The organism is Flavobacterium branchiophilum FL-15 (assembly GCF_000253275.1).
GTDB lineage: Bacteria > Bacteroidota > Bacteroidia > Flavobacteriales > Flavobacteriaceae > Flavobacterium > Flavobacterium branchiophilum.
The window spans coordinates 2,819,733-2,831,989 of sequence record NC_016001.1 but is presented as its reverse complement, the minus strand read 5'-3'; the positions used below and the strand labels follow the sequence as shown (position 1 = coordinate 2,831,989).

Sequence of the window (12,257 nt, the reverse complement as noted above, 5' to 3'; positions counted from 1 at the left end):
TTAATTTTTAATTTTTTTAAGATGTAAAATTTCAAAAAGATCGCAATATCTATTGTGACTTATTGTTATTAGATTATAACTTATGAATTTTTCTTTAATGTCATCCATATTTTTAAAATTAACAATTACTGGATATAATGGTTTAAAATATTCATTAAAAATTAAGCTTAAAAAATATTTCAAATAAAGGTTTAAAACCAATTGAACAATTTTGTTGTTTGGCTTTACCAATTCTAAAATTAAAATTTCTCCATCAAAATTTAAAAGTTGAACGGTTTTAGTAACAAGTTTTGAGATCTGCTGGTCTGAAAGGTGTTTGATACCAAAAGAGCACATTATAGCATCAAACTTATTATTTTGAAAATTTGTTTCAAAATAATCATTACAAATGAAATCAACTTTATTATTTTGAATATTTTTTTGAGCCATTTTGTTCATTTCTTCCGAAAAATCAACTCCGGTTATTTTCCTTGCAATTTTGTTTGCCAATACTATTTTGATGTTTTCGCCTGTACCGCACATTACATCCAGTATATCTAAATTATTTCTATTATTTAACTTAAATATCATTTTTTTTCTAAAAAATGTTGTAAAACCTAAAGATATAACCTCGTTTTTTTTATAAATACTTGAAATAGTATTGAAATATTTTTTGGCATTGAATTCACTCATGAAACTCTAATTTTAAAGATTGCAATACATAATTTTGCATGTCATTAATAATATAATTTGTCCAAATTTCCCAATACCACTTTGGAGCAATATGATATTGATATGCTGTTTGAGCAATTATTTTGGCTTGATGGTCGTTAATTTTTTCTAAGGAAATTATTCCATAATTAACAAAAAAATAGTCATGAAGGTGTTTCGCATCTATGTTTTTATAGGGAGAAATTTCTCGCATGGGTATGGTTTGAATCCTAGGTTTGAATTGCATCTTTTTGTTTTTAATACTAGAAATGATTTCTAAGTCTAGGCTATCATTATTGGTTATACATTTGTAAGATTTATAGTTGTCAATGTTGGTATATTCAATAGATTTAGGATAGCTAATACCATTTTCAAATAAGTAAGCAGGTTTTTCTTTGAATATTATTTTAGAATTTAATTTTTCCCATATATTTTCACAAGAAGTATTGATTGTCAATGTAGTTGTTACAATTCCATTTATAGGTAAAACATTTGAGTCGTAAATATACGTAGTGGGACTTACAAATAACAAAAAAAAGAAAGAATGTAGTCTTTTTTTAAGATCCAATGTGCCGATATAATTGCCAAAAAGATATGCTAAAAATAAAGGCAATATTATAAAAGGCATTGCCATGATGATACATATTGCTCCTTCAATTCCTAATAATATAAGTATTGAAGAAAAAACAAACAATACTAGAACTATTTTAAAAAATATATACAGATATTGTTTTATTTTTGATTGGTCATTGATTTTTATACATTGAATGTATCCCATTAAAAAGCCAATGCTAATAGGAATGCCAAAGAATAAAGTTGTGCCATAATCACCGTGATAAATTAATAAAAACCACAATAATAATAAAATTATAATGATTATTACTATTAAAAAATAGGTGTTTTTTTTGATTATTGAGTTCATATTTTTATTGTTTAAAAAAGGTTTGTTTCATATATATCATTAAATTTTAAACTTTCAGAAAAAAATGAAAGTTTGATTGAAAAAAATTATTTGACAAATTTTATCAATAATTGGGTTAGCCAATTGTCTTTATATTCGGTTATTTTGTCTAAAACGTTATCTGCTTTTAAAACAAAATCATAAAGCTTTAAAGTTTGATTTACAAAATGTTGTTCGGCTTCATTATTTTGTACTTCAATAGACGATACTTCTTTTAAAATTTTTAAAGCTGGTTTTATCTCTCTTTTACTTCTTTCTTTGGATATTTTTACAGCTAATTCGTCTAAATCTTTTTCAGCTATAAAGTATTCTTTGCGTTCGCCCACCTTAAATTCTTTATATACGATGCCCCAATCCATCAATGCCCGCAAATTCATACTGGCATTGCCTCTGGATATTTGTAACGCTTCCATAATATCTTCCATCGAAACTGCTTCATGAGACACCATCAACAAGGCATGTATTTGAGCCATCGTTTTATTGATGCCCCACTGCGACCCTAAAGCCCCCCAGGTTTGTACAAATTTGTTTTTAGCTTCTATAAATTCCATTTCTATAATATTACGAGGCAAAGATAATATTTATTTTTAAACTTTCAAAAAAAAATGAAACTTATTTCAAAAAAAATCATTTTAATTTTGAAATGGCTTTTTTTAATTGAATTTTGAGTTCCAATAATCAATCTTTGAAAGATAAAATGCTGTTATTTGCATATAGTGCGTTAGGGATAGCAGTGGAAATCCTTTTTTGCCCCTCTTTTTGGGGCAAAAAAGATTATTTAACAAAATTATATTTTTTTTGGAGTTCAATGAACGTTGTTTGAAACGAATAGCCCGACCCTTGGGGAACGCCCAAAATAGTGTGATGCTAAATGGTTATTATATGTACAGTTTAGCGGTATGTAATATTGTAATATGTTGTATGTCAGTGGTATAAGTCGTATAGTTAACACATTTTTTTTAAAACTAAATTCATGTTTGTTTTTTGACATTTCATCAAAAAAAACAATATGTTTGTACTTGAATTTTTGGATGGAAAGAGTGTTACGCTTTCCTAAAAAAGAAATTTTTTATTTATAAAAAAATACAATTATGTTTACTTTAAATCAAATTATAGTAGCCCATCAAGAGGTGAAATCTGCTGCTGATTTTCCTTTTTTAATGCAAAATCTCTTCAATATTGGAGTCAAAAGTTTTGAAACCTTTGTTGCAAATGGCCAAACAATTTATACGGGTGTAGCGGGTTTTCAGTTGAAAACAGCTCCTTTGTATGAAGCACTATTGGTTAATCAAACTACTGATAGTCAGTTGTTTATGTCTAAACTAAAAGACCATCAGCAACAAAAAACAGATTTTCCTACTTTTTGTAGTGATTGTGCCAAAACGGGTATTGCCAAATGGGAGGTGTGTTTGGAGCAATGGACTTGCACGTATTTTGATAGCCAAGGACATAATGTTTTAATAGAAAACATTCCAAATTAATTATTATTTGTAAATTTGTTAAAAAAAAATTATGCAACACATTATAGACCGTTTTATAAGCTATGTAACCATCGATACACAATCTGATGCGGCCTCTGAAACTACGCCTAGTACTGCCAAACAATTTGATTTGGCTCATTTACTTGTAAAAGAATTAAAACAAATTGGCCTTTCGGAGGTTAGTATTGATGAAAAAGGCTATGTGATGGCCACTTTACCAAGTAATGTTTTATATGATGTACCTACAATTGGTTTTGTATCCCATTATGATACATCGCCAGATTTTTCTGGTACCAATGTAAAGCCCCAAGTAATTTCAAATTATGATGGTAAAGATATTGTACTAAATCAGGAAAAAAATATTGTTTTATCGCCAGATTATTTTGAAGATTTGTTGCAATATAAAGGACAAACATTGATAACTACCAATGGCTTGACCTTGTTGGGAGCAGACGACAAGGCTGGATTGACAGAAATTATTTGTGCTATGGAATTTTTAGTACAACATCCTGAAATTAAGCATGGCAAAATTAGAGTAGGTTTTACTCCAGATGAGGAAATAGGTAGGGGAGCTGACCATTTTGATGTAGCGCAGTTTGGGGCCGATTGGGCTTATACAATGGATGGAAGCCAAATTGGCGAATTAGAATACGAAAATTTTAATGCAGCAGGAGCCAAAATCACCTTTAAAGGTACAAGTGTACATCCTGGCTATGCCAAAGGCAAAATGATAAATGCCATGTTGATTGCCCAACAGTTTATGAATAAGTTGCCAAAGGATGAAATCCCACAAAAAACGGCTGGTTATCAGGGTTTTTATCACCTAACACACCTTTCTGGAAGTATCGAAAAATCTGTTGTTGAATTGATTATCAGAGATCATGATGCTAAAAAATTCAAGAAAAGAAAGCAAAAAATCAATAAAATAGTAAGCAAAATCAATAAAAAGTACCAAAAACAATTTGGTTCACCCATTGCAATACTCGAAATGGACGATCAGTATTACAACATGCGAGACAAAATTGCACCAGTTATGCACATAGTTGATTTGGCCGAAAAAGCAATGAAAAACGCTGGCATCAAACCTCTAATCAAGCCTATCAGAGGGGGTACCGATGGCAGCCGATTGTCCTACATGGGTTTGCCGTGTCCGAATATTTTTGCAGGAGGACATAATTTTCATGGAAAATACGAATATGTTCCAGTAGAAAGTATGCAAAAAGCTATTGAAGTGATCATCAATATTGCAACGCTTGTTGCTGAAAAAAAAGCATAATTCTTTTTTTAAAATCATAAATAAATTTTTAATATCAAATATGTTTATTCGGTATAATTTATAACCAAAAAGTTGGCGGTTTGTAATCGACAACTTTTTGTTTTTTTTTATTTGATGATTTCGTTAAATTCCAAACGTTCTCCGTCTGGACCTAAAATGTTGAAATATTTACAGCCTTTGGTCCAAAAATTCAGAAAAACAGGTGCCGATTCGAGGATGTGAAAATGATTTTCTTTCAAGGTTTTGAAGGTCAAATCAATATCGTCCACATCAAAAGCAATATGGTCGATGTGGCCATCTTTTCTGTTTTTGATTTCTGGCAAATGGGAAGCAGGCAATTGATACAACTCAATAATCATGGATTCTCGTTGCATCATGGCGACAATGCCGCCTTGTTCACCATCTATTTCAAAAGTAGAAGGCATGACGTTTGAAAAACCTAATTGTTCATAAAACGCCACCGATTTTTGAATATCGGAGACAGGAATTCCAAGGTGTTGAATGTGGTTTATTTTTATATTCATGTTTTAAATTTGCATAAATTCAGCAATAGTTTCAGCTGAAATTTTCGGATTTGCACCTTCTTTTTGTGCCACCAAAGCCCCTAAAGCACAGGCAAAATCAATGGCATCTTGTGGTGCAATTCCCGTCAATAATTTGGTTAATAATCCCGCCAAAAACGAATCTCCCGCTCCAACAGTATCGGCAACGGTTATTTTGTAGCCACTATTATAAAACAATTGGTCGTTGTATAATAAAACTGCCCCGTGGCTGCCTTTGGTTACGCAAATGTGCTTGGTGTTGGTTTTTTTCGCAATAAACTGAATGTTTTGTTCCAATGAATGAAATGGCGACCCTAAATCGGCACTGATTTCATACAATTCATCATCATTGAATTTGATAAAGTCGGCACGATTCATAAAATCTAAAAGCAAATCTATCGTATAAAATGGTGCTCTCAAATTTACATCGAAAATTTTGTATTTGGCTGATTCTAATAAGCTTAACAAGCTCTGATGGGAAACGGCATCCCTGCAAACCAAACTTCCGAAAACCAAAGCATCGGCATTTTTGACAACTTCCTGCGCTTCGGTATTGGCTTCAATTTTGTCCCAAGCCACAGGATAATTGATGGTGTAAGAAGCCGAACCTTTTTCGTCTAATTGTACCAAAACTTCACCCGTTCCAAAATTTTCGTCTATTTGGATGGAACTGGTATTCAGACCGTTTTCGGTTACAAAATCGAGCAATTCTTTTCCTATTTCATCATGTCCAATGCGGCTGATGATTTGGGTGTCCATTCCTAGCGAAGCCATTCTAAGCCCAACATTTAAGGGTGCTCCACCAATTTTTCTATGTGTTGGGAAAACGTCAAATAAGACCTCGCCAAAACAAACTATTTTTTTTGACATAACAAATATTTTAATGGTTGGTTTTGTCTGAATTAGACAAACTTTCGGATAATTCTTCTAAGGTTCTGCCTTTTGTTTCGGGCATTTTAAAGAAAACCCAAAGCAGTTGGAATACCATCATGATACAGAAAATGGCAAAAACGGTTGTCGTACCAATTTCTTTGAATAAAAAGGGTATAAAAGACGGAATTAATGCCGCTAAAACCCAGTGAACCGAGGTGCCAAAAGAGGTGCCTGCTGCTCTTAATTTATTAGGAAATAATTCTGAAATAAACACCCAAATTACAGCACCTTGACCAATGGCGTGCGAGGCGATAAACAAAAAGAAAAAGAGTGGTACTGCCATGCCTTTCCATTCAAAGAAAAAAGCGGTGGTTACTAATCCTAACGAAATGATATACCCCACAGAACCCAGATACATCAAGGTTTTTCGGCCGTATTTGTCAATTAATGAAATCCCGACCATGGTAAATAATAAGTTGATGATACCAATTCCGATGCTGCTTAAAAAAGAAGCTGATTTTTCTAATCCTGCCAATTCAAAAATACGTGGTGCATAATACAAAAAGGCGTTTATTCCTGACAATTGGTTGAAAAAGGCAATGAAAAAAGCCAAAAGCAAAGGCGTTCTGTATTTTTTCATAAAAATCGATTCGTTTTTGATTTCTTGGGATGTTTCTTTTTCAATAGCAGCCATTTCTTCTTCGGCTTGAGCGTCGGTATTGATTTGTTTTAAAATTGAAATGGCTTGTGCACGGTCTTTTTTGTATTCAAAAATCCAACGTGGACTTTCGGGAATTCCAAAAACCAAAAGGGTATAAACAAAAGCGGGAAACGCCTGAATTCCAAGCATCCAACGCCAAGAATTTTCCCCAATATCTTGTAAATAAAAATTAGAAGTAAAGGCAATTAAAATCCCAAAAACGATATTGAATTGGTACAAAGCCACTAATTTTCCACGGTCTTTGGCAGGTGCAATTTCAGAAACATAAGTAGGCGCTGCAATGGTTGAAGCCCCAATTCCGATACCGCCAAGGAATCTAAATATTGAGAAAATGATAGAATCATTGGCAAAAGCGGTTCCGATTGCCGAGATAAAAAACAATAATCCAATGATGATTAGGGTCTTTTTTCGACCTAAAATATTGGTTGGATAGGAGCCAAATATAGCACCAATCACGGTGCCCCATAAGGCAGACGACATAACTACCAAGCCGTGGTACAAATCCGAAGAGCCCCATAATTGTTGCAATTGTTTGTCGGCACCCGAAATTACAACGGTGTCAAAACCGAATAAGAATCCCGCCAGAGCGACTACAATGGACCAGTAGAGAATTTTTTTGTTGTTCATTTTTTTTAGTTTTTGTGGTTTAGTTAATGATGTTGGTTGATAAAGTAAGTTTTACCAAATTCCTTTGATAGAATCGAAAGTTATATTTTTAATATTTTGATTTTCAGCAGATTGAATTGTTAATTTGGTAAAAACTTGGTTAGGGAAAATTTGTTCTGTAAAAGTATAAACCCCTCCATTTAGGAAAATTTCTATAGACGACCAATCCAAAATAATTTGAAAATCGATTGTTTTTGAACGAAGCAATGGAGTAGGAGTAAGGTGTATTTTTTCGCCAAAACTTTTTTCAAAATCTACTTTTCCTGAATGCCGTCTGTCGATTGAAAACAGCTGTTTTTTTGCGTCGTAATGGACTACCAGACTGTCATTTACTTCATTTGAAAAAATCAATTTCAAGTTTTTGTTTTCGGATTGAAATTGGATTTGCGATTGATTCAAATTAGGGTAGTCAAAAGTCAATTTTTCTCCTTTTTTCAGCACTATTTCTTTTTTTGAATAGTCCGAAACCAAAAGAGATTTTATTTGTGGAACGGGTTTGCTTTGTAAAAAATACTCCCCGTTGATGGCAGTAAGAGCAAGTGTTCTTGGTAAAGTCATGGCACTTCGCCAAGTAGAAGTCGGCGTGTTTCGGGCGTAATTCCAATTGCTCATCCAGCCTAAGAAAATGCGATTGCCATTCGGGGCATCATTGTAAGTTACACCAGCGTAATTATCGGTGCCATAATCGACCCATTTGGTGTCTTTTTGCTTGGTTTTGAATACTTTACCGTCAAAATCCCCAACAAAATATTGGGTTGCTGATCCACCGTTTGGTGCACCTGGATTGAGGCTAACGAGCAAGACCCATTTTTCTTCTGAACTGCCGTTTACTTTTATTTTGAACAAATCAGGACATTCCCAAACGCCTCCGTGAGCACCATATTCTTTTCCAAATTCGCTTTCTAATTTCCAGTTAGTCAAGTTTTTAGAATTGTAAATTTGGGTTCTGTCTCCTGCTACCAAAACCAAATTCCATAGTTTAATTTCGTTGTTCCAAAAAACCTTTGGGTCTCTAAAATCACGCAAACTGCTATTGTTGATAATTGGGTTTCCTGTATATTTTGTCCAAGTTTCGCCAGCATCCAAGCTGTATGCGAGCCCTTGGTTTTGCATATTGGTTTTGCCAGCTTTTTCAAATTCCATATTATGGTACGTAAAAATAGCCACCATTGGGGGATGTTCCTTGCTGCCTAGCCCCGAAGTATTGTCTAAATCCATCACAGCACTACCGGAGAAAATATAGCCCAGTTCATCTGGAAACAAAGCTATTTTTTTGTGTTGCCAATGGATTAAATCGGTGCTCGTGGCGTGTCCCCAGTGCATGGGTCCCCAAACGATGTCTTCGGGATAATATTGGTAAAACAAATGATAAGTTCCTTTGTAATATAACATGCCGTTAGGGTCATTCATCCATTTTTTTTCGGGCGAAAAATGAAATTGTGGTCGGTATGCTTCTTTGTAATATTGGGAAGGGTCAATTTTTATGGGCATTTTAGCAGGAATCAAAACACTGTTGTTGTTTTGGGCTTGTAATGTATGGACTACAAAAATAAAAAGTAAGCCAAGTACAGAAACGAAAGAATTGGTTTTTTTGATAGTCATTTTGGTTGGTTTATGATACAAAAATAGAATTATTAGACCATTTTTATTTTTGTATTTATGTTATTTTTATAAATTATTTAGTTTAAATTTGGAACAATTTTGGAACATAACGGAATAAAATAAGCCACATGAATTTGAATAAAAACCTTTGCGAAAAATTATACTTTGAAGTAAAAACCAAACTACAAGAAGCATTTATACAACGAGGCATGACTTTTAAGGGGTCTGAAACCTCTATTTGGAAATTGAATGATGGCTTTGGAGGCAAGACTTTTTTTCAAAAAATAATAGAAGAATCTACCGGAATTTCTTTTTCTACGACCTTTAATAGCATGTATTTGTGGCGGAAATGGAATGAAGCAAAATCGGTGGAAGTGGTTAATTTTCAGGAAGATTACTTGCAGATTTTTATCAAATTTATTGGTTATGCCAATCCGCAAGATTATATTTCGGCTTTTTCATTGACTTTGCATACTTTTTTTGGGATAAAAAAAGAAGGCAAAATTTTGGTCATTCAACCCATTTTTGATTCTAATTTGGCTTTTTCAAACTCGGTTGTCAAAGGTAAATTTCCGTTAATAAATGAACAAACGGTCGATTCTCGAGATACCGAATGTCTTTTGGAACTCATTCATTTATTTCACAATTACAATCAAACGTTGCCAAAAAGGATTTACGACCAAGAGATCATTCAGCTTGAGGATGGAATTTTATCTATTAATGAAACAGTTTTGAACTAAAATAAACCAAGTTGTATATTCTCGATTGGGTTTTATTCCAATTATTTTTTTCGATGGGTTTTAGAAAACCACGCCCATCATTATATAGAATATACTGACGATCCTATGCGGTTTAGGGTGCGGTATTTTAATGAACATTTGAAACAGCCCGTTTGGACGGATTATTATGATTCTAATTCAAATTTTGATACGGGTTTTTTGCTGAAACTTGCCATAAAGTTTGGGGCAGAAACTATAAATTGTTATTTTTTATGCGGTATGGAAAACAAAGGCACGTGGGCCATTACCAATTTTTTGTGTCAAAATTGGACATCATTGCAACAAAAGTGTGATTTTGATCGAGATATTCCTTTGCTTGATGCTCCTTTTATGATGGTTTTAAAAGTAAATAAAAACAACATAGCCGAAAGTTATTTGGAAAAAATCATAAAAATTGATTTTTAAAACAATGCTTCTTTTGAAAACGGATTTATTTTAGCCCAGATTGTAGTGGAAAGGCCGAAAGCCCCAAAAAGATTTTTTGTAGCCACAAAAGAGCGACCAGCGGAAGCTCCTTTTGTGGTGTACAAAAAACTTTTTTGGGGCCGAGGACTTGAAACGAAAGCTGGAATAGCTCCTTATTATTTTTTTTTAAATCTTGAAAGTTAAATCTTGAAAGTGTAGAAGTTGCATCATACAAATTTTAACGCCCTTTTTAATAGCTAGAAAAAATGCTATTTAGCATTTGAACATCTAGCCTATAGGACTTATTGTAATTTTTGTTAAGAAAAAAACACGGACTAATATTTTTGAAAAAAGAAGGCCAAAAATTAGTTTTGTGTTGCATAATTTACTTTATTTGAACCAATTACAACCAAAGTTTGTTTGGAAGCAGCGGGATAATGATTTCCAAACCAAACAAGCACCACTAAAAAAACTACCAAATATGAAAACGTTTTCCATCACCGAAATCAACCACATTTTGCAGGGCACTATAGAGGGCGAAACGACCCATCACATAACGGCACCAGAGCAACTTGAAATGGCCACAGCTACTGAAATTACTTTTATAGGACATGCCAAATACGAAAAAATGTGGCAAAATTCCAAGGCATGTGCAGCAGTTGTTAATGAAAATATTAGCATTGCTCCTGGCCCAAACAGGGTTTTTATAAAAGTGAAAAATGCCGATTTGGCCATGTCGCAAATTTTAGAAATGTTTGCACCACCGATGCCTGTTTTTAGTACCAAAATTCACCCATCGGCACAGATAGATCCTTCGGTACACATGGGCGAAAATTGTCAAATAGGAGCGGGTGTATATATAGGAAAAGACGTAAAAATTGGAAAAAACACTACCATTTATGCTAATGTAACCATATTAGATCAATGTATTATAGGCGAACAAGTAACCTTTTGGCCTGGTGTAGTTGTAAGAGAAAGATGTGAAATTGGCGACAGAACCATTTTGCATCCCAATGCCAGCATTGGAGCCGATGGCTTTGGATTTAGACCTTGTCCTGAAAGAGGTTTGGTAAAAATACCACAAATTGGCAATGTGATTATTGGCAAAGATGTAGAAATTGGAGCCAACTCGTGTGTGGACCGAGGCAAGTTTAGTTCGACCATTGTTGGCGATGGGTGTAAGATAGATAATTTGGTTCAAATAGCGCACAATTGTAAGCTAGGAAAATACTGTATTATGGCAGGAAATTCAGGTTTGGCGGGCTCTGTAACGTTGGGCAATGGTGTGATTATAGGAGGGAGTGCCTCTATAAAAGACCACACAACCATTGGCGATGGTGCCATCATTGGTGCGGGGTCGGGCGTAACTGCCGATGTGCCTGCTGGCAAAACCATGTTGGGCTATCCTGCCGTAGAAGCCCGAAATGCTTTGAAACAATGGGCCATTTTGAAAAGGATGACAACATAAAAAAATAGGTCTAAACTTGGTTTGAAAAAAACAAAACGACTATCAATTTTTAAGGTCAAATTTTCTAACCACCACTTTTTTGATATTTCAAACCACTTTGGCACAATTAATGTAATAACATTTTAAAATTCAAAAGTATGAAATCGCCATCAAATACCAATAAATAGTGCGATACCATATAGAACCTTTAACCTTTTAATTTTAAATATATGAAAAAAATTACCTTACTTGTGGCTTTTATCATAGCATGCGTTATGCTAGGCTGCACCAAAACCGAAGTGGTTTCTAACACCACAGATAACGATACGATTAGCGAAGTGTTTGAATTAAAAAATGTAAATTTCGCTTACAATAATGTAGATGGATACAATATATATCGTACATTAAATCCTAATATTTATGCTTCTGACGTGGTATTAATTTACAGATTGTCTGGCACCATCAACAGTAATACCCCAATTTGGCAACTGATTCCACGCACGCTTTATTTGACACAAGGCGAGTTGGATTATGACTTTGATTTTAGCAAACAAGATTTTACCATCTATGCAGGAGGCAACTACAACCTTGCCCTCACGCCAAGTTATCTCAACAATCAAACCTTTAGAATTGTAATTGTACCAGGCTATTTTTCAAACAAAGTTGCAGTAGATTATAGCGATTATCATGCCGTGATCAAAGCTTTTAAAATAAATGATACAAATGTAAAAAGCCTCAACTAAATCACAACAAAATCCTGCAATATATTGGGCGTTCGCCAAGGGTCGGGCTATACGTTGCAAATAACGTTCAT

At 33.9% G+C, this 12,257-nt stretch carries 13 protein-coding genes; 6 read left to right on the top strand and 7 right to left on the bottom strand.

All coding sequences use genetic code 11. The features are described 5' to 3' along the window. The 3 genes from FBFL15_RS12205 to FBFL15_RS12195 form a co-directional block, all read right to left on the bottom strand. The gene (locus FBFL15_RS12205) at positions 1-672 is read right to left on the bottom strand and encodes a class I SAM-dependent methyltransferase (RefSeq protein WP_014084883.1); all 672 of its coding nucleotides are present in this window, start codon (positions 670-672) and stop codon (positions 1-3) included. Further along, complete coding sequence (locus tag FBFL15_RS12200; RefSeq protein WP_014084882.1) at positions 665-1,612, bottom strand: hypothetical protein; 948 nt, start codon at positions 1,610-1,612, stop codon at positions 665-667. The genes FBFL15_RS12205 and FBFL15_RS12200 overlap by 8 nt, the downstream gene beginning before the upstream one ends. Positions 1,613-1,698: 86 nt before the next feature. Then, positions 1,699-2,202 carry a GbsR/MarR family transcriptional regulator gene (locus tag FBFL15_RS12195; RefSeq protein ID WP_014084881.1) on the bottom strand — a complete coding sequence of 168 codons (504 nt, stop codon included), beginning with the start codon at positions 2,200-2,202 and terminating at the stop codon, positions 1,699-1,701. A 540-nt stretch (positions 2,203-2,742) separates the two neighbouring features. Between FBFL15_RS12195 and FBFL15_RS12190 the strand changes: the two genes are divergently transcribed. Further along, on the top strand, positions 2,743-3,132 hold the full coding sequence (locus FBFL15_RS12190; protein ID WP_014084880.1) for a DUF1398 domain-containing protein: 390 nt from the start codon (positions 2,743-2,745) through the stop codon (positions 3,130-3,132). 31 nt (positions 3,133-3,163) lie between these two features. After that, positions 3,164-4,408: a peptidase T gene (gene pepT / locus FBFL15_RS12185; RefSeq protein WP_014084879.1), complete on the top strand. Its 1,245-nt coding sequence runs from the start codon at positions 3,164-3,166 to the stop codon at positions 4,406-4,408. Positions 4,409-4,515: 107 nt separating this feature from the next. On the opposite strand, the gene FBFL15_RS12180 is transcribed toward pepT, so the two are convergent. The 4 genes from FBFL15_RS12180 to FBFL15_RS12165 are packed head-to-tail and all read right to left on the bottom strand — an operon-like array spanning position 4,516 to position 8,812. Further along, a complete protein-coding gene (locus FBFL15_RS12180; RefSeq protein WP_014084878.1) occupies positions 4,516-4,932 on the bottom strand; it encodes a VOC family protein in 417 nt (138 codons plus the stop codon). 3 nt (positions 4,933-4,935) lie between these two features. Then, positions 4,936-5,820 carry a carbohydrate kinase family protein gene (locus FBFL15_RS12175; protein ID WP_014084877.1) on the bottom strand — a complete coding sequence of 295 codons (885 nt, stop codon included), beginning with the start codon at positions 5,818-5,820 and terminating at the stop codon, positions 4,936-4,938. A gap of 10 nt (positions 5,821-5,830) precedes the next feature. After that, positions 5,831-7,171 (bottom strand): sugar porter family MFS transporter, encoded by a 1,341-nt coding sequence (locus FBFL15_RS12170; RefSeq protein ID WP_014084876.1) that lies wholly within the window; start codon positions 7,169-7,171, stop codon positions 5,831-5,833. A 51-nt stretch (positions 7,172-7,222) separates the two neighbouring features. Beyond that, the gene (locus FBFL15_RS12165; RefSeq protein WP_014084875.1) at positions 7,223-8,812 is read right to left on the bottom strand and encodes a glycoside hydrolase family 32 protein; all 1,590 of its coding nucleotides are present in this window, start codon (positions 8,810-8,812) and stop codon (positions 7,223-7,225) included. 128 nt (positions 8,813-8,940) lie between these two features. On the opposite strand from FBFL15_RS12165, the gene FBFL15_RS12160 reads away from it, so the two are divergent. The 4 genes from FBFL15_RS12160 to FBFL15_RS12145 all read left to right on the top strand — a co-directional run bounded on the left by FBFL15_RS12160 (position 8,941) and on the right by FBFL15_RS12145 (position 12,186). After that, positions 8,941-9,552: a hypothetical protein gene (locus FBFL15_RS12160; protein ID WP_014084874.1), complete on the top strand. Its 612-nt coding sequence runs from the start codon at positions 8,941-8,943 to the stop codon at positions 9,550-9,552. A gap of 105 nt (positions 9,553-9,657) precedes the next feature. Further along, the gene (locus tag FBFL15_RS12155; RefSeq protein WP_014084873.1) at positions 9,658-9,996 is read left to right on the top strand and encodes a hypothetical protein; all 339 of its coding nucleotides are present in this window, start codon (positions 9,658-9,660) and stop codon (positions 9,994-9,996) included. A gap of 481 nt (positions 9,997-10,477) precedes the next feature. After that, complete coding sequence (gene lpxD / locus FBFL15_RS12150; protein ID WP_014084872.1) at positions 10,478-11,464, top strand: UDP-3-O-(3-hydroxymyristoyl)glucosamine N-acyltransferase; 987 nt, start codon at positions 10,478-10,480, stop codon at positions 11,462-11,464. A gap of 209 nt (positions 11,465-11,673) precedes the next feature. Further along, a complete protein-coding gene (locus FBFL15_RS12145; protein ID WP_014084871.1) occupies positions 11,674-12,186 on the top strand; it encodes a hypothetical protein in 513 nt (170 codons plus the stop codon). The last annotated feature ends 71 nt before the right edge of the window (positions 12,187-12,257 follow it).

Coding starts and splice junctions, on each gene's coding strand:
- FBFL15_RS12205 (WP_014084883.1), bottom strand. CDS start 672: ATGAGTGAATTCAATGCCAAAAAATATTTCAATACTATTTCAAGTATT.
- FBFL15_RS12200 (WP_014084882.1), bottom strand. CDS start 1,612: ATGAACTCAATAATCAAAAAAAACACCTATTTTTTAATAGTAATAATC.
- FBFL15_RS12195 (WP_014084881.1), bottom strand. CDS start 2,202: ATGGAATTTATAGAAGCTAAAAACAAATTTGTACAAACCTGGGGGGCT.
- FBFL15_RS12190 (WP_014084880.1), top strand. CDS start 2,743: ATGTTTACTTTAAATCAAATTATAGTAGCCCATCAAGAGGTGAAATCT.
- pepT (WP_014084879.1), top strand. CDS start 3,164: ATGCAACACATTATAGACCGTTTTATAAGCTATGTAACCATCGATACA.
- FBFL15_RS12180 (WP_014084878.1), bottom strand. CDS start 4,932: ATGAATATAAAAATAAACCACATTCAACACCTTGGAATTCCTGTCTCC.
- FBFL15_RS12175 (WP_014084877.1), bottom strand. CDS start 5,820: ATGTCAAAAAAAATAGTTTGTTTTGGCGAGGTCTTATTTGACGTTTTC.
- FBFL15_RS12170 (WP_014084876.1), bottom strand. CDS start 7,171: ATGAACAACAAAAAAATTCTCTACTGGTCCATTGTAGTCGCTCTGGCG.
- FBFL15_RS12165 (WP_014084875.1), bottom strand. CDS start 8,812: ATGACTATCAAAAAAACCAATTCTTTCGTTTCTGTACTTGGCTTACTT.
- FBFL15_RS12160 (WP_014084874.1), top strand. CDS start 8,941: ATGAATTTGAATAAAAACCTTTGCGAAAAATTATACTTTGAAGTAAAA.
- FBFL15_RS12155 (WP_014084873.1), top strand. CDS start 9,658: ATGCGGTTTAGGGTGCGGTATTTTAATGAACATTTGAAACAGCCCGTT.
- lpxD (WP_014084872.1), top strand. CDS start 10,478: ATGAAAACGTTTTCCATCACCGAAATCAACCACATTTTGCAGGGCACT.
- FBFL15_RS12145 (WP_014084871.1), top strand. CDS start 11,674: ATGAAAAAAATTACCTTACTTGTGGCTTTTATCATAGCATGCGTTATG.